Genomic DNA, 21,636 nt, shown 5'->3' with positions numbered 1-21,636 from the left:
TGATTCAAAGCAAAATTTCTCAATATTAGAATCAGGAGTGGGGATAATATTGAAGAGGAAGTGGCAAACTACCTCGAATAAAAAAAAATAAAATTTTCAAAAATACTCATTGATTAAATCTTCAAAATTTTTTTTTCCTATTTCCATATATTTAAAAACAAGTTTTTCCTTTGATCAAATACTATTGGGATTTTTAGTCCTTTTATTGCATTTTTTGAGTCCTATTTAAAGCATATGTTATTCTCAAAGTCTCTTCAATACGCTATAAAGGCAGTGATTTTTATTCAAACAAAATCTAATTTGGGGGAAAAGCCTGGAGCTGTAGAAATATGTCAAGGGATTGACGCTCCTAAAGCATTTATTGCAAAAATATTACAAACACTTGTAAAAGAGCATATTATTGGCTCAAATAAAGGGCCGGGAGGGGGGTTTTTCTTGGATGACTACCACTCCAATAAGACCCTTAAAAATATTTTGGTAGCAATTGATGGGCCCTCTATAATTAAAGGATGTGCTCTTGGTCTTCCTACTTGTTCTGATTTAAACCCTTGTCCTTTGCACAATCAAATTAAATTAGTAAGAGAAGAGACGATCAATATGCTTGAATCTAAAACAATTAAAGAGTTTGGAAAAGAAGTGGAAGAAGGCGAAACAATTCTGCAAAGAGAGCTTAAATTTTAATTTAAATAGCTTATTTTTTTAAAAAAGAGAGGAAAGTAGAAGCACTAATCTTTAAAATTTAATTTAAAATTTGGTTTTTTCTTTTGTCTGAGGATAACCCCACTTTAGACAATTAAATCATTTTTTTATCAGTCGGATAAATGACTTTAATCATAAAGGATAAATAACTCCTTTATTATTTTTGAGGAAATCATTAACCCCATCACTATGAAACGGTTTAAAATCCTGGGCTTCCTTGTAAGCCTTATTATCTGCACAAATTTTGCCTGTGGCTCAGGTGAATCTTCAAATGAATCCACTAGCGTCAGTACTGCTAAAAATCTAGGGGCAGGGCAATCTGGCGTGGTAGATAACACCTCCAATCCCAATGTTGTCCAAGTGGCAGTTGGTTCTCCTGATCATGGCACATTGGTTGCTGCTCTTCAAGCCGCTGAGTATGTGGATGCTTTGACCAATGTTGGTCCCTTCACAGTTTTTGCTCCTACAAACGCTGCTTTTGACAAACTTCCAGCAGGCACAGTAGAAAATCTAGTAAAGGCTGAGAATCAACGAGCACTCCGTGATATCCTTGAATACCATGTATTACTTGGTGTCTATAATGCCGACAGCTTCATGGATGGTCAATCCATAGGAACTGCTGATGGGAGAAACATAAAAATGGCGAAATCTGCAGACGGTACTATTACTGTAAATGGAGCTAAAATCCTCGGATCCGTAAAGGCCTCAAATGGAATAATTCACGTTATAGATGCCGTATTAATTCCTGAATAATAAATTGCAAATGGTTTCTTAGTTATTAAAAAACCGGAATATTTTTCCGGTTTTTTTACGTTTATATAATTTTTATTTAATATCTCCTACATTACTTGAATTAACTGGATTACTATGAACCTACACTATTGTAAAAATTATGAAGAGATGAGCCAACTCGGAGCTGAGTTGGTTCTTGGCGAAGTTGAGAATAATCCTGATTTACTTTTTTGTGCTGCAAGTGGGAATTCTCCTTCGGGTCTGTATCAGCGAATGGTTCAAAAGCATGAAGAATCACATGGGTTTTTTGATTGGATGCGAGTCATCAAATTGGATGAATGGGTAGGGCTGCCAGTAGATTCTCCTTTCACTTCGGAACATGATGTACAGGAAAAATTAGTGAAAAAGTTGGGAATTGGTGCTGATCGATATATCGCTTTTGATGCTCATACGAATGACCCCCAAAAGGAATGTGATCGAATTCAGGATGAATTGGAGGATTTAGGCCCGATTGATATTTGCATTTTGGGTGTTGGAATCAATGGCCATTTGGCTTTGAATGAGCCCGCAGACCATCTTCAAACGTACTGTCATGTTGCCAAACTTAGCGAGACTACTCTTAGCAGCGGAATGATAGAAAAAGTTGGAGTTCCACTTTCTGAAGGAATGACCATGGGCATGGGGAATATCTTTGAATCAAAGAAAATCATAGTTTTTTTTACGGGAAAAGGGAAAAAACCAGCATTGGAAAAATTTGTCACCAAAGAAATTACCAGTCAGCTTCCGGTTTCGATGCTTTGGCTTCATCCGAATACCCACGTGATTATTGATGAAGCATCAATGAAATAAAAATTTAGAAAAGCCAACTCAATATTAGCTTACAAATCCCTATCCATGACTTTTCAACTTATAAAAGATGCTATTCTTGGCAAGGAGCAGGATTTCACTAAACTTTCCCTAAAAACTGCTATTGTAATTCTTGCCATCCCGATGATTTTGGAGATGATGATGGAGTCTCTTTTTGCGGTAGTGGATATTTTCTTTGTAGCAAAACTTGGTTCGGATGCCATTGCCACAGTGGGTCTCACAGAGTCTGTGGTGGTATTGGTGTATGCGGTAGGATTTGGGATCAGCATGGCTGCTACTGCATTGATTTCGCGAAGATTTGGAGAGAAGGAATACGGGGAGGCTGGCTCTGTTGCTTTTCAATTACTGATGGTAGGAGGGACTATTTCCGTTATTCTAGGGGTTTTAGGTTGGATCTTCGCGGCTGATATTTTGGGATTGATGGGGGCGGAACCAGCGGTTGTTGCTTCGGGAGTGGTTTATTCCCGAATTATTTTTGCAGGTAATACTGCCATCATGTTACTATTTCTGATCAATGGGGCATTCAGAGGAGCGGGTCAGGCTCATCATGCCATGCGATCACTTTGGATTGCAAACGGTCTGAATATAATTCTGGATCCATTACTGATTTTTGGAATGGGGAATTGGGCAGGATTGGGGTTGGAAGGTGCTGCTGTTGCTACGACCCTTGGTAGAAGTATTGGCGTTTTATATCAATTGTATCACCTTTTCAACGGTAAACATAGACTCAAGATCCTTCGCCAAAACATAGAAATCAGTTGGCAAATCATCCTGAAAATTTTGAATATATCTATAGGCGGTATGGGACAATTCCTCATAGATTCTGTTTCCTGGATTGCATTGACTCGAATGAATGCAGAATTTGGATCCACCGCTTTGGCAGGTTATACCATTGCTTTTAGGATATTGATATTTACCATTTTACCAGCTTGGGGTTTATCCGGTGCCGCAGCAACTTTAGTAGGCCAGAATCTTGGGGCGAATCAACCGGAACGAGCAAATACCGCTGTTTGGCTCACCACCCGTTATACTGTGATTTTTATGGCTTCTGTAACTGGTATTTACCTGATTTTCTCAAAGCAGTTAGCTGGATTTTTCACTGATATACCCGAGATTCGAGATATTGCTGCACAGGGTCTTTGGGTAATTGCTTTGGGTTATGTTTTTTTTGCGATTGGGATGGTTTTGACTCAGGCTTTTAATGGTGCAGGTGATACCAAAACCCCAGCTTGGATTAATATCGGAGTGCTTTGGTTTATGGAAATTCCACTTGCTTATATTTTAGCATTTCCTTTTGGACTGGAGTATTTGGGGATTTTTATAGCTATTGCATTTAGCCATTCATTCCACTCTTTGGTGACGCTATATTTTTTCCGTAAGGGTAAATGGAAAACAATGAAGGTTTAGTTTCCAAATAGATTTAATCCCAAATCTTGCCGATAGTAAAGGATAGTTGAGGGTTTTAATGAGTTGATTTTAGGACTATGTTATTTTTCCCAGATCCTTTAAATTAACGTTTGGAAAAGCAGAACAACACCCAAATTAAGACCCAATACAACCAAACTTACATCTGGCTGATCAGTTTAACTGCCGCTTTGGGAGGCTTTCTTTTTGGGTTTGATTGGGTAGTGATCGGCGGAGCAAAGCCTTTTTATGAGCCATATTTTGGAATTACTTCTGCAGCAGATCAAGGCTGGGGAACGAGTTCAGCTTTGGTAGGATGCATGGTAGGTGCGATACTATGTATTGTGCTGAGCGATAAGTTGGGTAGAAAGCGGCTCCTGATTTTTTCCGGTTTTCTATTTTCTCTTTCAGCATTAGGGACCGCTTTAGCAGAAAGTTTTTGGGTTTTTAACCTATATCGGATAGTCGGAGGAGTTGCAATGGGAATAGCATTGAATCTTTCGCCGCTTTATATTGCAGAGATTTCTCCTCCTGAAAAACGTGGGATGTTTGTCACAATCAATCAGCTCTTGGTAATGATTGGAGTTCTTTTGGCGCAGATTACCAATTGGCAAATTTCCCTTTTGGATACTGAATTAGCCGATACTGCTAGTTTTGAAATGATAGCCCAAAGTTGGTCTGGACAATATGGTTGGCGCTGGATGTTTGGAGCTGAGATTGTTCCAGCACTACTATTTTTTATTTTGATGTTTTTGGTTCCTGAGAGTGCCAGATGGCTGGTGAAAAATAAAGAGGAAGAAAAGGCAAGAGCCGTATTAGAACGGATTGGGGGAAAACACTATGCCAATGAATCCATAAATGAGATACATTCTACCCTTGTCTCAGGTGATTTGGGAAAAGTCAATTTCCGGGATTTGCTTCGAAGGCCTGTTCCCAAACTGATCGGAATTGGAATTTTTCTAGCTTTTTTGCAGCAATGGTCCGGTTTGAATGTGGTGATCTATTATGCTGCTGATATCTTTCAGGCAGCAGGGTATAACCTCAAGCAGATGATGCTCAATATCGTCGTGATTGGCGGGGTAATGGTTCTTTCGGTATTTATTACCTTATTCACAGTAGATCGCTTTGGAAGAAAGAAGCTGTTACTGATTGGCACCGGAGCTATGACCATTTTGTATGCTTTGATTGGATATTCATTTCTAGTAGATCAGGGAGGTTGGGTCATTGTGTTGTTAGTTTTGACCAATGTTATGTTCTATTCCTTCACCTTGGCGCCCTTACTATGGGTAGTTTTATCAGAGATTTTTCCCACGCGAATTCGAGGTGCTGCCATATCAATTGGTGCTTTAGCTCATTGGATAGGTAATTTTACTTTGACTTATTCCTTTCCGGCTATCAAAGCGAATTTGGGCTGGGCAAATAATTTTTGGCTTTATGGGCTAATTTGTTTTGCCGGGTTTGTGATCATTTATTTTATTTTGCCCGAAACAAAAGGCAAATCCTTGGAGCAGTTGGAAAAAGAGCTGAGTTGATTTAGTCTCTCGAGTCATATTGTAAGTAGAATTCTTCCAGTAGGCTTTATCTTGCCTGACAATTCCTTTTTGATCCTTACCTTTGAAAAAAACTTGCATTAGGCAATTATGAATAACTCAGATATTATACGAACCATACGCTATATTTTTAATTTCAAAGACCCAAAAATGGTCGAAATGTTTAAAGCAGGTGGTTTGGAAGTGAAAAGAGAGCAAGTTGCGAATTGGCTGAAAAGAGAAGATGAACCATTTTTTGAGGCTATTATTGATAAAGATCTTGCGATTTTTTTGAATGGTTTTATAATCGAAAAGAGAGGTAAAAAAGAAGGGGAGGAGCCTAAGCCTGAGAAAACATTGACTAACAATATTATTTTCCGAAAACTGCGTATCGCTCTTAATTTAAAAGAAGATGATGTGCTGGAAATTTTATCTTCTGTAGGAATGCATATAAGTCCACATGAGTTGAGTGCATTTTTTCGGAATCCTACGCAAGCCCAATACCGACCATGTAAAGATCAGATTCTTCGAAATTTTCTGCGAGGACTTCAAAAGCGCTATCGAACCGAAGATTAAAGAATTACTTCTTTGACTCTCCCGACTTCTCCGGTTTCGAGCATCACTTTGATTCCATGATGATGGTTTGGAGAGCTAGTAAGTATCCTCTTTACGGTTCCTTCAGTTAATTCTCCGGAGCGTTGGTGATGTTTTTGAACAATAGTCACTTCGGAGCCAATTTGAATATTTGCATGAATACTGCCTGGGAGGTTTTTTTGTTCCATTCTTACTTTGATTACAGATAGCAACCTAATTGAGATTTGAGTTTTTCAAAAAAAACACTTTTCTTCTTAGGAAGCTAGAAGTCTTTCTAATCTAGAAGTAGACCTTCCAAATGTTTTTAGGAGGTTTTTGATCTGAAGATTCTTAGGTTTTTGAAAAAAGAATGAAATAAGATTTTGCTAAGGGATAAATCTGTGATTAATTCATTGATATAATTACCATAGAACATAAATAATTACCATAGAACATAATCAGATATGCATCATAATTTTTTTGAATTTTTTTTATAAAAAATTTAATAACTGATTACAATGATAATAATCAATTTTTCATGGCTTTATTAAGCGTATTTTAGATTTTAATTTCTTCATTTACTATATAAAAATCTTGAAATCAATATTCTATGAAAGTAAAACTTGTTTTTGGATTAGCTAGTTTAGTCCTACTGGTTTCAATTTCATTTATTCTTTTGATGAAAATCAAAAGAAGTGAAACCATTGATTACAACCCTTCTCAAGATTATCACTATACATTCGATAATGCCAATTCAGTAAAATTGGAATTAAGTAACGGTAAATTAATTCTTCCAAAAAATTTAGGAAGAGATAAAACGGTTTTTTTGAAAGTAAAGATAAAATCCACCTTCTTAGGAAATTTCTTTTATCCACATATTGAAATTAAATCCAAAAATCAAAGTGTACTTGATTTCTTTGAATATGGTGGTTCAGGTAACCGGTATTTGAATATCAGTTCATTATTGTTAGAAGAGACATTGGAGATTGAATTGGTAAATAAATATCTGGAAATCCTGGAGCCCAGTGTCGAACTCATCTATTTTTCCAATTCCATTCATAGTGGATCTAAAATCATGGTGATTTCTCCACATCCAGATGATGCGGAAATCTCTGCTTTTGGATTATATAGTAAATTTCCTAATTCATTTGTTCTAACCTTAACAGCAGGAGAAAATGGTCCTATGCACTATGATGAATTATTTTCTGATTCCCTTAGGCATTTTCTGAAAAAGGGCCAGATTAGGACGATTAACAGCATATCAGTCCCTTTACATTCTGGATTAAATCAAAACAATATCATTAATCTTGGATATTTTGATGGTACTATCAAACAAATGCATGATGAAAATCCGATAAATGTTATTTCTCAAACTTTGGGTACTGATTTCATTGGGACTTTTAGAAATTTCAATATTTCTAATTTAAAAGATTCGTTGAAAGGTTCTTCAAATTGGGATTCAATGATTGAAAATCTCGAATTCGTTCTTAAATCGTATAAACCAGATATTATTGTTTTGCCTCATCCTCATATGGATAACCATTCTGATCATCAATTTTCCACCATAGGGGTTATTCAGGCTTTGAAAAAAATGAATTATAAAAATGGAGAATTGTTCTTCTATGCGAATCATAATTTAGGTTCAGAATTTTTCCCTTTCGGTAATGCTGGAGGTACTGTATCTCTTCCGCCGAATTTTATTGATGGCTATCACTTCAATTCTGTTTATTCCCATCCGCTAACACAAGAAGAACAAATGGAGAAGGTATTAGCTTTGGACGCTATGAATGATTTGAGGCCAGATACCGAATGGAGGTTTTGGGATAAATTGCTGAAATTATCTTATGAGAATTTTAAGGCCTATATAAAAGGTCAAGACAATAGTTATTTTAGAAGAGGGATTAGAAGCAATGAATTGTTTTTTGTGGTTCCGATTAATGACTTATATGATGAAAGTCATTTGACGGAACTACTAATGGGTAAAAGCATTGTCCCATAATAATATTCTCTAACTTAAAATGATTTGTCTACCATAAGTTATTTTGCAAAAACAGATTTTATGATTTAATTTTTATATCATATCTGAAAAAAAATGATAAATATACTGTACAATTTAAAATTGACGTAACATTATTAGAATAAAAGACTGTTTATTTGATTCAATTTAATTTCAGGTAATACATCACTTTCGAACTTAAATGGAAGCAGTCGACCTTGATTAGTTGACCTGTTTCTTAAATATCAATCTTTATAATAATTTTTTATCTACTTTCAGAAATTTCGGAATTATTGCAGAGTTCGATGATGACCAATAAAATTTAAATGTCTTGTTATTAATTTGAGATTACAGAAAAAAGGTTTTGAACACTTGGCAAGTGTAAATTCAGATTTAATTCCCTTAGAGCAACCGTAACTAACCATTATTAAAAAGAAAAGGCTATTCTAATCCAGAAATAGCCTTTCCTAAATTCAATATTGTGGTTTTTTAATTATCCTGAGGAATTTGAAGCAGCAATGCAATCAATTCCTTCGGAGTCTTGGCACTGCAAATTTTTTCCTCCTGAATAAATACCTGAAGTTGATACTCTAGTTCGAATATCAAACCATTGATAAAAATTGGATCCATATTCAAATTGGTAATAAAATGGTCGTTTTTACGAGCCCCGGCCAAAGTGATTCCATAAGTGTGAAAAACTTCAACCGCTTTTTTTAAGGTAGTAAATTGTTGGTTCATAGTTTTATAATATTTTTGGTAACATTCTATACATCACTTGTGTGATAACTCTCAATAATAATGTAGATCTGATCAGCCATCTGATCAATTTAATTTCCGGTAGATAAATCCGTGGATTAGTTGAAATTACGTTCGGAATAAGTCCACCGATTGCAGTCACTGTTGTCAGCACAATCTGTAGAAACCGAGCATCTCAAGTATCCTTGATGGATTCATCATAAACTTTTCCATCCAATAGAAGCTGATTTGTAAAATCCACCAATAGAATTGAAGTCTTTACCTCAATCTCTGCCAGTGATCAGACGAATAATTGCGACAAAGGATAAAGAGTTCCCTGTAATCCAAAGTGCGGCCAAAGCAACGGGAATACCAGAGGAACGACAGATAATACGATAATTGTGGTCTTAAAGGTTTTGAAAAGCAAAATTAAAACTGCGACAAATAGGAAACCTGTAACAATGATCACAGTTTCAGATTTGAAAAAATCAGAAGGTTTTATTTATTATATCCTTTTTCAAATGATAAAATAAAGGATTGATTACAAAGTAAAAAGTAGGCTTTTTCATAGATTCTCACCTTCAGCGTACCTAAATGGTGGTACAGTTTTTAGCTTCAGGTAGTAGGAGGGCATATTTAAAAAATTATTTTTCCTTCGCAGATTCTTTCATAGGCTCACTATCCCATGCATGATCGTTTAAGGAGAATTTCCGACTGAGTTCTCCGGATAAAAGTGCCTCTTGTTGTTCTATTTGCAATTTCACTGCAGAGATATACTTTTTTTCGTCGTTTTTGTATTTCACCAAAATCTCTAAAGCTGATTCATCATATTCCCGAAAGTTTTTAGCTAGCCGGTGAATGGTATGTGCCCTAAATCCTAACTTTTTCAAAGCATCTTCCCCCATCCTAATAGAAGTATCCAAGTGATCACGATAGATGTTCTTTATTCCCATTTCCATTAATTCATAGGCATCAGTTCTATTTTTTGCCCGTATCATGACTTCCAGATTAGGAAAATTTTCCTTGCATAGTTGGGCAAGCTTAAAATTAGTTTCAGGGTCTTTGATCGCAGAAATTAAAATATCTGCATCTCCTGCGCCAGCTGCCTGAAGCAAATCTATCCGGGTAGCATCTCCATAATATACTTTGAATCCCATTTTTCGAAGAAAATCGACGCGATCTGGATCATAATCCAAAACAGTCGCTTCTATTCCATTTGCTCTTAAGAATCTTCCCAACGTGGATCCGAAATGAGAAAATCCCAGTAAAATCACTTTGTGTTTTTGATCAATCTCATCCATTTTCCGATCTGATTTCTTTACTGTTGATAGTTTTGGCAGGATTGCTTTGTCCATTATCACTATTAAAATAGGAGTAATAGTCATACTCAGAGCAGTAATTGCCATCAACATATCCGAATTTTGTTGATCAATAATTCCGAGTTGGTTTGCAAAGGCATAAGTAACAAAGGAGAATTCACCAACTTGAGAAAGACCGATAGCAAAGCTCAAATTCTCTCCAAGTTTTAATTTTTTCGCTCGACCAATAATCAACAGAATCAAGGTCTTGAGAAGTAGTATTCCCATTGTGGCAGAAAGAATCACTGCGGCGTTATTAGCTATCAAATTAAAGTTGATAGTAGCGCCAACTGCCATAAAGAATAACCCTAATAAGAGTCCTTTGAAGGGGTCCAAATCAGATTCTAAAGCGTGTTTATAAGGACTGTTTGCCAAAATCACCCCAGCTAAGAATGTTCCTAAAGCTGGACTCAACCCTACTAACTCCATTAAAAATGTGATGCCTACAACAATCAGAAGAGCAGAAGCTGTGAAGAGTTCACGAAGTTTGGTTTTGGATACCCAATTTAAAATCGGTCCAAATCCATATCTGCCCAATAGGACGACTACGCCGATGGCTCCAAAAATAAATAAGGTTTGCAACCAACCCGGAAAGCTATCGATCAACCCATGGGATTCCATTTCACCGGGAGCCATGGATCCTGCAACGACCAATAATGGTAAGATTGCCAAAATCGGAATCACTGCAATATCCTGCATCAAAAGCACTCCAAAGGAAAGTTTGCCAACTTGACTTTCCATTTGATTTTTTTCTTTCAACGATTGCAAGACGATAGCCGTGGAAGACAAAGCCATGGACAATCCTACCGCCAGCGAAATTTGCCAGCTGAAACCCAATCCTATCCCTATAAAGAAAATTAGCAATGCAGTAATAAGAACTTGACTTAGTCCTACTCGGAGAATCAGTTCTTTCATCTTCCAGAGGTTTTTGGGCTCGAGTTCTAGCCCGATCAAGAAAAGCATCATCACTACCCCAAATTCAGCTTTGTGCATGATGTCCTCACCTTCTTCCAAAAATCCCAACAGATATGGTCCAATGACTATTCCAGCAATCAAATAGCCTAAAACAGAGCCCATACCCAATCTTTTTGCGATCGGCACACATATAATCGCTGCTAAAATGTAAATAATCGCCTGAGGTAAAAATCCTTCCATAATTAAGATTTAGTAAGGGCTAAAATTTCTTGTGGATCAATTATTCCGCTGTCTCGTAGGTATAGGATTAAATGACGATAGGCCTGTGCTTTTTGTTTGAGCTCTTCAGAGGTGATTCGATGAGTTCCTCCGATTTGAAAATAGGGGAGGTAGTTCATTCCGCAAAGTTTTGCAGTTTGTTCAAAAGGTCTCAAAAGTTCAGAAATTGTAAAGACATTTCTTCCTTGTGGGCTATAAGTTTCTTGGGATCCTCCGGAGGTAATTGCATTCAGGATAAATTTATTTTTTAAATAAACTCCTCCTGGCCCATACGCCCATCCAAACTCTAAGACGAGATCAATCCATTGCTTGAGCAAAGGAGGACAGGAGTACCAATAAAAAGGATGTTGCCAGATTACTACTTCGGCCTCAAAAAGTAGCTCCTGTTCTTTTTGGACATTGATGTCAAAATCAGGATAAAGTTCATAGAGATCTTGAATTTGAATGTTTTCCAATCCAGAAATCGCGCGAATCAATTCTTGATTGGCTTCAGAATGCTCAAATTTAGGATGTGCAAAAAGCACCAATACTTTCCTCATTTGGGATTATCCTTTAAAGTCTATTTTCTTATGAGTCCCATCACAGAATGGTTTGTTTTGACTCCCACCACATCTACAAAAGGCAGAAACTTTGCTCATTTTCTTTATTTCCCCAGAAGGTAATTTTACCTCAAGATTTCCATAAACCATGAGAGGTCCATTTGGGATAGTCTCCACAATCTGTTCGGTATTTACACTTTCAGTTTTTGCTATTTCATCTTTAAAATAGTATCCCAACGCTCCACTTGGACATTTCTGAACCTGCTTGACCATTTCTTCGGTTGTAGCACCATGTACATTGATCCATGGTCTTTTTTTGGTGTCAAAAACAAATGGTAAACCTCTAACACAGTTTCCTGAATGCGTGCACTTTGATGCTTCCCAAGTGATGGTTACTTCCCCATTCGAATATTCTTTAATCGAGCTATTATTTTCCATAAAATTTCATTTTAATACAGTATAGTCATAAATGCTCATTTTTCAGAAAACCTTGCTTTGGCTTTTTAAAAATTAATCATAAAAAAAAGTGACCATAGAATGATCACTTTTAACCAAATTAACCTAAAATATTAGCTTACTTAGTCTTATAAAGTTTTTACTTCCTGGCTTAAAACTTCCAGCCATTTTTTGGCAAGGACTCGTTCTCCCATTTGGTCTGTGAAAATATCTCCATCGTAGATTTCAACCGTTCTGGCCAAATGCTGCGGGTCTTTGAAATGAAATTGAAGGGCTAAAAACTCGAGAATATTTCGTTTTTCATTTCCTAACGTAACAGTTCTGAATTTTTCCTGAAGGCTAACTTTATTTACCTCCTCCAGATTGATGACTACTTGCTGTGGAAAATCCCCATAACTGAAATACACAAGTTTTTTTGCAGCTTTATCAAGGCCAATGGTGTAGTGATTCCTCCATTTGTCCACTACAGTTGGACTGACACCATATTCTTTGGCAAACTCATGGAAACTATGAGATAGGGATTTTTCTGCTTTTTTATTTTTGAATGAATAATAAGCGAATGGTGCTACAAAGGCACTGATTAAAATGGAAGACAACGCAACTGTTGTCATGTCTATATATTGCATGTTTAAGGTAGGATTAAGATGAATTGTGATAAAAGCCTTGCTGAATGATCAGCCTAAAAAACAATTCGGTCTACCAAGGATAAAAAAAGTGAATAAATAACCTTTTGACATCAAAGAGCGGACTGCCTTTGATCGATAAAAATGTAATAAAAAGCGATTTATCTACTTTTGAAAAATCAACGGTTAATTCCTCAATGAAATTGCAAAATAGCTTTTGATCAACTTTAAAATCTGGAACTTCAATAAGCTCGATTCCCTGAGAAATTTGACTATGACCATTAAAATCGAAATGGGTATAAATCGATGTTTTCTGGGTAGGAACTTTGGATTGATCAGGAAAAAGAAAAACTGCAGTCACACTGATGATCCAGCTTAGCAAAATCATATAAAGTGACAGCAGTTTTTTCATTGTTTAGAATTTACCTACACAAATTTTAGGTATTTAAAATGGGATTTGCAATAGGAGCGTCTTACTATTTTTTCAAATCGAATATTTCTACATTTTCCACACCATTCAAAACCTGAATAGTATTGAAGGATTCAGTGGGGAAAATAAGAGAAGTCACCACTAATTCTCCGTCATTGATAAATACTTCTACCGATGATGCATCCAAGAATATTCGAATTTTGGAAGCATTCCAACTCATTGGTGCAGAATTGCTTGCTCCAAAATCAGGATGGAATGTATTCTGACCAGCCAAAGAACGATCTACGGTGACGAGGCCTCCGGTTTTGAAAATCGCTAACTTTTCACCCAAATCATTTGTGAATTGAATTGAAAAATCATTCTCAATTTCAGCTTTGATCTCTACACTTTGAGAAGGGAGAGCAGAAATTTTATCGGATAACTTATAAGAAGCTTTCCGTAGCAAATCCACTTCTTTGGCAGGAGCAGACTTCAGTAAAAGTGTTCCTTCTACATCAAATAGACTTAGTTCTCTGGGAATAGTCATTGCTGAACGCCAAGATTCAGTTGGAACTGATTGTGCATAGAGCCAATTGCTCATCCAACCAATTAGAACGGTTCGGTCCTGTTCTTGAGGAAGATTGCTCCAAGTCACTCCTGCATAATTATCAGGTCCATAATCCAACCATCGAATCATTTGATCATCGGGAGTAAAGACACCGTTTTGGAAATCTCCAATAAAATATTGTGTTGCAGAACCCATTTGAGGGCCGCCAGGATTAATGCTTACCAGTAAAACCCATTTTGTTTCACCTGATTTTGTCTTGAAAGGTAATAAGTCAGGGCATTCCCAAACACCTCCATGTGCTCCGATTCCCAGTCCAAATTCACTTTCATACTTCCAATGAATCAAATCAGGAGACGAATAGAATTGGATTCGATCCATGACAGCTAAAGTCATCATCCATAGCTGATTACCATCTGAATCTGTAATTCTCGAAACTTTCGGGTCTCGAAAATCTTTGATTCCTTGGTTAAGAAGGACTGGATTTTCCTTGTACTTAGTCCATGTTCTCCCTTTATCTACTGAATAGGCAATGCCTTGGCTTTGATAATCTTTTGCACCAGATCGCTCACCATTCATGTCGTGATAGGTGAAAATAGCAACCATGGGAGGGTTCTCTTCGGTCCCAAATCCTGAGTTATTGTCTATATCGATCACCGCACTTCCTGAAAATATATAACCCAAAGAATCAGGCTCTAAAGCGATAGGTAAGTTCTCCCAATTAACGAGATCATTAGAAACAGCATGTCCCCAATGCATGGGACCCCAAACAGAGGAATCAGGATAAAACTGGTAAAAAAGGTGGTATTCCCCATCAAGGTAAACCAAACCATTGGGATCATTCATCCATCCTTCGGAAGGAGTGAAGTGATATTCGGGTCTATATTTTTCTCCTGGAGAATCTTGAAAAACAATAGGGCTATCATGTTTACAACTGAGAGCCAAGAAAGAAAGGAATAGGATGAAAGTTCTGTTTAAAGGAATCATTACTCTTTTTTTTGCGCAATATACTCTTTGGAATTTCAATAAAAAGTTACAAAACAGCCTAATCAACATTCAATTCTTTTTTATATCTCAAAGGAATTGTAGTTTTGGCATCTTCAAAATTTAGTAATACTGTTTTTTTATGAAAGGAATTATTTTAGCCGGTGGATCCGGTACGAGGCTTTATCCTTTGACAATTTCTGTTAGTAAGCAATTGATGCCGGTCTATGACAAGCCGATGATTTACTATCCGCTTTCGGTTTTGATGATGGCAGGAATCAAAGAAGTCTTAATTATAACCACGCCAGAAGATTCTGAAGCTTTTCAAAAACTTCTTGGTGATGGATCTCAGGTAGGCTGTCAATTTGAATATGCAGTTCAACCTAGTCCCGATGGCTTGGCTCAGGCATTTATTATCGGAGAAGATTTTATTGGTAAGGAAAAAGTGGCTTTAATCCTCGGAGATAATATCTTCTATGGTTCTGGATTACATAAGACACTTTTGGAAAACACTAATCCAGATGGGGGAGTGGTTTTTGCCTATCATGTGAATGATCCTGAGCGATATGGTGTAGTTGCATTTGATGAAAACCAAATTGCGATCAGCATTGAGGAAAAACCGAGCAATCCAAAATCTAACTATGCTGTTCCAGGCTTGTATTTCTATGACAATGAGGTCGTAGAGATTGCCAAAAATATCAAACCAAGCCCTAGAGGCGAACTTGAAATCACAGATGTAAATAACGAATATTTAAAAAGAGGCAAACTTCAGGTTGCTATCTTGAACCGTGGTACCGCTTGGTTGGATACAGGAACACATCAATCTCTTTTGCAGGCGGCCCAGTTTGTTGAAGTAATCGAGGAGCGTCAGGGTTTAAAAATTGGATGTATTGAAGAGATTGCCTATCGAAATGGATTTATTGGAAAAGAAAAATTACTCAAGTCTGCAGAAAAGCTAGGTAAAAGTGGCTATGGCGACTATTTGAGAAAACTAGTCTAAAGCTGTTAAAAATAAGAAAGGCTGAATTTTTAAAAAATTCAGCCTTTTTTTTAAAAATTCAGATCGTTTTAATTGATTTTTACAAACTTAGAATCTACAGTTTCATTTATAAAATAGATCTTTTTGCCTCCAAAATCTTTTCCCTCTGTATTGTAAGCGGCAACTTGAACAATACCTGTTGAAGTGGATTTCAACTCACTAAGCTCAGCTGAAGAGAAAGTTACTGACGTTGCTCTTGCTTCTTTTGTGGCGATTTTACTTCCATCCGAAATAACCCAAAGTAGATTGTCAATATTTGCTGGAATAGCTTGGATAGTTAAGGTGACATTGCCTGATTTAGATATTTCTTCTCCAACATTTGTAAAGGAAACCACGCCGGGCATTCTTTTGGCAGTGGTGTGATTAATTGCTGCAAAGCCATTTGCGCCGGCGACATTCCATTTGTTTGTTTGACCGGAGTTCAAACTTAACATGATGTCTGTAGGATTATTGATATAGGAATTACCTCCTACAGTAGTAAGGTTGTAATCATTGAGAGAAACATTCCCTACACTTACTAAACTTCCTGTACCACCTGAACCTGAATAAAAGTTTGCTGAGGCCACATCGATTAGAATATCGATTCCTGGTACCGGAACAGCAACAGGGGTATTTGCCTTCACTTTGATAGCTGCTAGCACTGCATTTGCATCTCCCGGAGTAGCTGGTAAGGGGTTAGAAGATTGGGAAATTGGATCTGGATCATTTGAGCCTCCATCGCATCCAAAAATAAATACTGAAGCGAAAAGTGCTGCGATCCAAAAGTTTAATCGTGTTGATTTCATAACAAAATGGTTTAAATTATAACCAAAAGTACATGCTAGGAATCCTGCTTGAAATAAGGCAAATGGCGTATTAAGGTGAGATTTTTAGATAATATGGCCGAAAATTAGCCTAAAAATGTTTTTTCTATTTTTTGATCAGTTGCTCCAAACTGATTCGAAGAATCTGACCCATATTGGCAGCTTCCAAAAATTTATCATTCCCATAGTGTTTTGCAAGTTCGATCTTAAGCGATTGGATATTGGCAGGGAGGGAAATTTTATCATGTTCCATTGATCTTAAGATATCCTCAATCCCCTTTTGGGAGGAACGAAGTCGATGAGCAATTAGAGCACGTTCTTCTTTTTGATACTGTTTCATTGATTCTGGGGTAATATATTTCATCCCTAATTGAATCAGAACATTGTTTTCTTTGAAATACTGAGGCAGGTAAATAGATTTTTTCCCTTCGTAGGACTGTTGGTCAAAATCTATCGCCCTTATTCGATAATGTGTCTCTTCAAAATCCGGAGTCACATCGATTACAAAATTTGAGGAATGCATATCACCTAAAAGTCTGACAAAGCAGCGTTCGTTGAACTTCACAAATTCTTTTGCCAATCGGATCGGATTTAGATGAGGATCCTGCATATGCACTCGCATAAACTTATCTCCGGGTATTCCCGCGATATGTTCCTCAATCAAAGTGTCTTTGTGAACAAGGTAGCTGATGCGATTAGGTGAAAGCAAGTGCTCCAACTCCAACCCATATACTCTGGAGGCATCCGCATTTTTGATATAGAAATAATCAAAATTATCATTGATGCGGTTTACTATTCTCACCCGAAATGGTTGGGTATTTCCATATACGCAGAGATCGATTCGGTCAACATAGAGATGCTCCATGACGGACATATCACCGCCAGCCTTGAGAAGCGCATAGATTTTTTTGACATACAAATGAATCTCCTCCCGGTCAGATTGATCGTAGAAAACAGTCTCCCAAAGCGTATCCTGATCTTTGGAATCATAGAGCGCGATGGAATTCGTATAGCGTAGGAGCTCGTGATAGTGAATGGGGATATCAACCTCGCGAGAATATTTGATCAGGTATCTTCGTAATCCTGGGCTAATTGAATAGATGATTTTTTTCTTACTGATCAATGCCATTTTTAGAAATCTACATGTTGACTTTTCTTGAGGTTTCTGTCAAATATAAATGGCCCAAAAGGAAGCACGCTGGCTACCAATGCAAAAAAAGTTCTGCTAAAATTCCAATTCAACTGGTGAGCGGTTGGAAAAACGGTATAGATATAAATCATAAAAAGTACGCCATGGGCCCAACCCACATAGGTCACAGCTAATGGTACTTCAAACATATATTTCAATGGCATTGCGATAAATAATAATACCAGAAATGAAACTCCTTCGATCAGACTAATCCATCGAAATCGCTTTGCCCATTTGGTTTGTTGGGGAGTAAGGCTCATTATTTTTTTGATATGTTAAATAATATTTTTAGTGAATCCCAGAGCTTTAATTTCAACGCACGATCTTCAGAAATAACCGTTAGTGAATCAGCAAATAGGTATTCTGTTTCATCCTCTGTGTGTACAGTATAGTCTAAAGCCGGTAAAGCATTAATCGGATGTTTGATTCTTCCAAACTTCAGAACCCTATGCGCATTTAAGTCCATAAACTCTTCTAAACTCCTTCCTTCAAGGCTTTTGGAGGAAATCATTCCTACTTCATTCATGGAATGGTTGACTGCGTTGATCATTTTGACTAGCATGTCCATCACTTCAGGTGCTAACTTTTCTTCCTCATGAAGAATTAGTACCCCATTCTCAAAGTTTCCTTCATAATGGATCGGCTCTTTTGCTGGAATAAAATCTTCCTCACTTTTAAATGACTCAGATTTTTGAATTTTATTTTTATCTCCTTTTTGAGAATTAAGGGCGTTTCCGGTAGCTGAATCGAATTCTTCTCGGATCAAAAAAAGTTCCTCAGTCAGGATATGCTGCAATTGCTGGATGTTAATCTCTTCCATGATGGGAAATTGCTCAAAAATCGCCTGAACACAAAAAAGCCGAGCGTTATTCTCGGCTATTTGTTTCTTTTATGATTAGAAAATCTCGATTAATCCAGATTAAAAATACTCTTCAGTTCTACCGCATCCTCAGGTTTCATTCGTTTTGCAAGCACAAGTCTGAGTTGACGCCTTCTTAACGCGCCTTCAAATTGTTCGATTTCATCTTCAGTTTCTGGTACTACCTCAGGAACTTCAATTGGTTTACCATTCTGATCCACTGCCACAAATGTGAAATAGGCTCTATGTGTCATCACTTTTTTATTTGCTGGAATATCTTCTGCAGTGACTTCAATAAAAACTTCCATGGAAGAATTAAAAGAGCGAGTTACTTGTGATTTGAGCGTTACGACATTTCCCAGGGCAATAGGCTGTTTAAAGGAAATGCTATCTGCTGAGGCAGTTACAACGATTCTGTTCGAATGTTTTTGTGCGGCTATAGCTGCCACCACATCCAACCAATGCATTAATTTACCTCCCATGAGGTTATTTAGCGTATTCGTATCATTGGGAAGGACCATTTCGGTCATGATTGTCGCCGATTCCCGGGCAAATTTCTTCTTAGCCATAATTCAGATTTTGGACAAAATTAGAAATATTATATTGATGAAGCGAGTAATGCAAAAATATTCAGAATAAAATTTGGATTTAGATTCAAATTCTTTCTTTGTTAAGCTTTTAAAAAATGAAATTGTTTAAATCAATTACCTTTTTTAATTCCAACCATCTTTTCCCAAAAGGGGCACAAAAGCAAATCCATCAAATTCTTCACGAACAACCTCCTTTGCTGATTTTTTAATGATTCTGACCATTGATTGCCGTTTTTTATCTCCTACAGGAATTACCAAGATCCCACCGATTTTCAGTTGCTGAATCAAAGCCTCTGGAATCACAGGCGCACCAGCCGTTACAATGATCTTATCATAAGGCGCATACTCGGGAACTCCCCCTGTTCCATCCCCATAAAATAAATGAAATTCAATCCCTAATCGCTTTAGAAATCGCTTTGTTCCTTCATAGAGTTTGTGCTGATATTCAATGCTATATACATCAGCTCCAAGAAGGTGAAGAATGCTTCCTTGGTATCCGGAACCAGTTCCTATTTCTAATATTTTATCACCTTCCTTAACGTCTAAAAGTTCCGTTTGGAAAGCTACTGTATAGGGCTGGGAGATGGTTTGTCCTTCACCGATTGGAAAAGCCTTGTCTTCGTAAGCATGAGAAATCAATGCCGAATCGAAAAAGAAATGTCGAGGTAAAGTGTTGATTGCTTGTAAAACTCTTTCGCTTTTGATTCCTTTTTCCCTAAGAAGTGCGATCAAAGCTTTTCGTTTTCCTTTGTGGAGATAGGTGTCTTCTAATTTCAGCAGAGGCATGGGTTAATTCTAATATGCGGTCGAAGATAAAAGAATATTTGGCTTTATTTGAACTCCAATGAGGCATTTTTGCTTAATCATTGAAACTTTGAAAGTTAAAATATTTACCATGTTTACAGGAATAATTGAGGCATCTGGGATTATTTCCCAAATCACTACAGAAGGGACAAATGTACATTTTGACCTTAACTCAAGTCTAGCCAATGAGTTAAAAATCGATCAATCGCTTGCACATGACGGAGTTTGCTTGACTGTCGTGAAGACTTCACCTGAATCTTATCGGGTTACAGCTATACAGGAGACGATCTCCAAAACCAATCTTTCAGAATGGAAAGTTGGGAAATCTGTCAATCTGGAGCGTTGCATGCCAGCAAATGGTAGATTTGATGGCCATATTGTGCAAGGTCATGTGGATCAAACAGGTATTGTAAAGGCAGTGACCGATCAAGGTGGTTCCTGGCTGTTTGATTTTGAGTTTGACAATCAATATGGAAATGTAACGGTAGAGAAAGGATCGATCACTATTAATGGAACCAGTTTGACTTGTTTCAATTCAGGTCCTGGTAGGTTTTCAGTTGCGATCATTCCTTATACTTATGAGCATACTAATTTTCATCAACTGAAAGTAGGGGATCTTGTAAACCTTGAATTTGATATTCTTGGAAAATATATTCAGCGAATTATTAGAGGCTACGAGCTTCCTTGAATTGCAAAAATCGAAAGTCCTTTTTATTCTCTTTTGTTTGCTTTTAGAGCATAATTCATTGAAATAAAAAATCTTATATTAAAATGATATTCAAATGTTTAGACTTTTATATCTACTTATTACTTTAATAATAATTCAACCTGCTCTTTCGCAAGAAAATGACTATCAGGTGGAGCAGTTCCTTTTTGATTGCATGCAGGAATCCTTTGCAAAAAAGGATGTTAATCTAATCGCTGAGTTGGATCGGTTTGAAAACTATTTGATTACAAAGGGTGATTTAAAGGAAGCAAGTGGGAAGGCTTTTTTTGATATTTTCCTGGAAATTCAATCCGATAATGATGTTTTAATTTTCATACCGTATTCTGAGTTTTCTGAACTTAGAAGTGTTTCTCCGCAAGAATTCTATTCGGATAAATGTCTTGAAGATTTACGAAAGATGAATTCCTCTGACCTTAAAGGATCGAAATATTTTGAGATGAGTAGAGCACTTTCTTCTATTAACAGGGAGATGGTGACTCCGGAAAAAGTAGCTGAAGCAGTCAGTGGAGTACTAGTGCCAACAGATTTTGATAATTCATATTATCGGGCTTTGACCTTATTGACTGTTTTGAATTTGTCACTGGAAAAGCCTTTCCCAAATGAAGAAAAGCGGGATTTTGACGAATCAGCTTATTTCACGATTCCTATTTTCATCTCAGGTGATGATGAACTGTTTTTGTTTAAAGAAATGATTGCACAAGATGATTTTGAACCTCAGCTAACTAAGCAGATTGAAGAAAATCCTAATTATCTTATTCGACTGGAGTTTGATCGTAAATCCAGCTATAATCTCTACACTTCCATTAGAAAGGAAATCGCAGATATTTTGATGAAACTTAGTCAAGAAGAGGCTAAAACCCTTTTCAACAAAAATTATGAACAACTAAGCGAAGAGCAGAAACTTCAAATTGAGAAGATTTATCCTTTTAGAATCAAGGAAATAATGGTTGAGAAATAATAGG

At 36.9% G+C, this 21,636-nt stretch carries 24 protein-coding genes; 10 read left to right on the top strand and 14 right to left on the bottom strand.

Annotated elements, in window-relative coordinates; translation table 11 throughout:
* The first annotated feature begins 234 nt into the window (after window positions 1–234).
* From BVC88_RS19635 to BVC88_RS19610, 6 genes are all read left to right on the top strand, one after another.
* Window positions 235–681: an RrF2 family transcriptional regulator gene (locus BVC88_RS19635; RefSeq protein WP_075352435.1), complete on the top strand. Its 447-nt coding sequence runs from the start codon at window positions 235–237 to the stop codon at window positions 679–681.
* A 207-nt stretch (window positions 682–888) separates the two neighbouring features.
* Window positions 889–1,452, top strand: a complete 564-nt coding sequence (locus BVC88_RS19630) for a fasciclin domain-containing protein (RefSeq protein ID WP_075352434.1) — start codon at window positions 889–891, stop codon at window positions 1,450–1,452.
* Between the two features lie 114 nt (window positions 1,453–1,566).
* Window positions 1,567–2,280, top strand: a complete 714-nt coding sequence (locus tag BVC88_RS19625) for a 6-phosphogluconolactonase (protein WP_075352433.1) — start codon at window positions 1,567–1,569, stop codon at window positions 2,278–2,280.
* A 45-nt stretch (window positions 2,281–2,325) separates the two neighbouring features.
* Window positions 2,326–3,705, top strand: a complete 1,380-nt coding sequence (locus BVC88_RS19620) for an MATE family efflux transporter (RefSeq protein WP_075352432.1) — start codon at window positions 2,326–2,328, stop codon at window positions 3,703–3,705.
* Between the two features lie 110 nt (window positions 3,706–3,815).
* Window positions 3,816–5,234, top strand: coding sequence for a sugar porter family MFS transporter (locus BVC88_RS19615; RefSeq protein WP_245803688.1), 1,419 nt, complete (start codon window positions 3,816–3,818; stop codon window positions 5,232–5,234).
* Between the two features lie 108 nt (window positions 5,235–5,342).
* Window positions 5,343–5,807: a YehS family protein gene (locus BVC88_RS19610; protein WP_075352431.1), complete on the top strand. Its 465-nt coding sequence runs from the start codon at window positions 5,343–5,345 to the stop codon at window positions 5,805–5,807.
* Here the strand turns inward: BVC88_RS19610 and BVC88_RS19605 are convergent.
* Window positions 5,804–6,013 (bottom strand): YwbE family protein, encoded by a 210-nt coding sequence (locus BVC88_RS19605; RefSeq protein ID WP_075352441.1) that lies wholly within the window; start codon window positions 6,011–6,013, stop codon window positions 5,804–5,806. The two genes, BVC88_RS19610 and BVC88_RS19605, sit on opposite strands and share 4 nt — an antisense overlap.
* A 401-nt stretch (window positions 6,014–6,414) precedes the next feature.
* Between BVC88_RS19605 and BVC88_RS19600 the strand changes: the two genes are divergently transcribed.
* Window positions 6,415–7,803, top strand: coding sequence for a PIG-L family deacetylase (locus tag BVC88_RS19600; RefSeq protein ID WP_075352430.1), 1,389 nt, complete (start codon window positions 6,415–6,417; stop codon window positions 7,801–7,803).
* Between the two features lie 486 nt (window positions 7,804–8,289).
* On the opposite strand, the gene BVC88_RS19595 is transcribed toward BVC88_RS19600, so the two are convergent.
* The 7 genes from BVC88_RS19595 to BVC88_RS19565 form a co-directional block, all read right to left on the bottom strand.
* Complete coding sequence (locus tag BVC88_RS19595; protein WP_075352429.1) at window positions 8,290–8,538, bottom strand: acyl carrier protein; 249 nt, start codon at window positions 8,536–8,538, stop codon at window positions 8,290–8,292.
* Window positions 8,539–9,179: 641 nt separating this feature from the next.
* A complete protein-coding gene (locus BVC88_RS19590) occupies window positions 9,180–11,048 on the bottom strand; it encodes a monovalent cation:proton antiporter-2 (CPA2) family protein (RefSeq protein ID WP_089153109.1) in 1,869 nt (622 codons plus the stop codon).
* Window positions 11,049–11,050: 2 nt separating this feature from the next.
* Window positions 11,051–11,626, bottom strand: a complete 576-nt coding sequence (kefF, locus tag BVC88_RS19585) for a glutathione-regulated potassium-efflux system oxidoreductase KefF (protein WP_075352427.1) — start codon at window positions 11,624–11,626, stop codon at window positions 11,051–11,053.
* A gap of 6 nt (window positions 11,627–11,632) precedes the next feature.
* Window positions 11,633–12,064: a (4Fe-4S)-binding protein gene (locus BVC88_RS19580; protein ID WP_075352426.1), complete on the bottom strand. Its 432-nt coding sequence runs from the start codon at window positions 12,062–12,064 to the stop codon at window positions 11,633–11,635.
* A gap of 146 nt (window positions 12,065–12,210) precedes the next feature.
* Window positions 12,211–12,708, bottom strand: coding sequence for a hypothetical protein (locus BVC88_RS19575; protein WP_075352425.1), 498 nt, complete (start codon window positions 12,706–12,708; stop codon window positions 12,211–12,213).
* Between the two features lie 70 nt (window positions 12,709–12,778).
* On the bottom strand, window positions 12,779–13,117 hold the full coding sequence (locus BVC88_RS19570; protein WP_075352424.1) for a hypothetical protein: 339 nt from the start codon (window positions 13,115–13,117) through the stop codon (window positions 12,779–12,781).
* 64 nt (window positions 13,118–13,181) lie between these two features.
* Window positions 13,182–14,666 carry a glycoside hydrolase family 32 protein gene (locus tag BVC88_RS19565; protein WP_075352440.1) on the bottom strand — a complete coding sequence of 495 codons (1,485 nt, stop codon included), beginning with the start codon at window positions 14,664–14,666 and terminating at the stop codon, window positions 13,182–13,184.
* A gap of 139 nt (window positions 14,667–14,805) precedes the next feature.
* Between BVC88_RS19565 and rfbA the strand changes: the two genes are divergently transcribed.
* Window positions 14,806–15,663: a glucose-1-phosphate thymidylyltransferase RfbA gene (gene rfbA / locus BVC88_RS19560; protein ID WP_075352423.1), complete on the top strand. Its 858-nt coding sequence runs from the start codon at window positions 14,806–14,808 to the stop codon at window positions 15,661–15,663.
* 68 nt (window positions 15,664–15,731) lie between these two features.
* Here rfbA and BVC88_RS19555 read toward each other — a convergent pair whose 3' ends face one another.
* From BVC88_RS19555 to BVC88_RS19530, 6 genes are all read right to left on the bottom strand, one after another.
* Window positions 15,732–16,487, bottom strand: a complete 756-nt coding sequence (locus BVC88_RS19555; RefSeq protein WP_075352422.1) for a hypothetical protein — start codon at window positions 16,485–16,487, stop codon at window positions 15,732–15,734.
* Between the two features lie 124 nt (window positions 16,488–16,611).
* Window positions 16,612–17,634, bottom strand: coding sequence for a hypothetical protein (locus tag BVC88_RS19550; protein WP_075352421.1), 1,023 nt, complete (start codon window positions 17,632–17,634; stop codon window positions 16,612–16,614).
* A 2-nt stretch (window positions 17,635–17,636) separates the two neighbouring features.
* Window positions 17,637–17,954 (bottom strand): DUF3817 domain-containing protein, encoded by a 318-nt coding sequence (locus BVC88_RS19545; protein ID WP_075352420.1) that lies wholly within the window; start codon window positions 17,952–17,954, stop codon window positions 17,637–17,639.
* A complete protein-coding gene (locus tag BVC88_RS19540; RefSeq protein WP_075352419.1) occupies window positions 17,954–18,514 on the bottom strand; it encodes a hypothetical protein in 561 nt (186 codons plus the stop codon). Before BVC88_RS19540 ends, BVC88_RS19545 begins: the two co-directional genes overlap by 1 nt.
* Window positions 18,515–18,603: 89 nt before the next feature.
* Window positions 18,604–19,122, bottom strand: a complete 519-nt coding sequence (locus tag BVC88_RS19535) for an acyl-CoA thioesterase (RefSeq protein WP_075352418.1) — start codon at window positions 19,120–19,122, stop codon at window positions 18,604–18,606.
* 144 nt (window positions 19,123–19,266) lie between these two features.
* Window positions 19,267–19,923, bottom strand: coding sequence for a protein-L-isoaspartate(D-aspartate) O-methyltransferase (locus BVC88_RS19530; protein ID WP_075352439.1), 657 nt, complete (start codon window positions 19,921–19,923; stop codon window positions 19,267–19,269).
* Between the two features lie 115 nt (window positions 19,924–20,038).
* Between BVC88_RS19530 and BVC88_RS19525 the strand changes: the two genes are divergently transcribed.
* Window positions 20,039–20,635, top strand: coding sequence for a riboflavin synthase (locus BVC88_RS19525; protein WP_075352417.1), 597 nt, complete (start codon window positions 20,039–20,041; stop codon window positions 20,633–20,635).
* 94 nt (window positions 20,636–20,729) lie between these two features.
* A complete protein-coding gene (locus BVC88_RS19520) occupies window positions 20,730–21,632 on the top strand; it encodes a hypothetical protein (RefSeq protein ID WP_075352416.1) in 903 nt (300 codons plus the stop codon).
* Window positions 21,633–21,636 lie beyond the last annotated feature (4 nt).

The sequence above is a fragment of the Algoriphagus marinus genome, assembly GCF_001936475.1.
GTDB lineage: Bacteria > Bacteroidota > Bacteroidia > Cytophagales > Cyclobacteriaceae > Algoriphagus > Algoriphagus marinus.
This window is presented reverse-complemented; position numbering and strand designations above follow the sequence as displayed.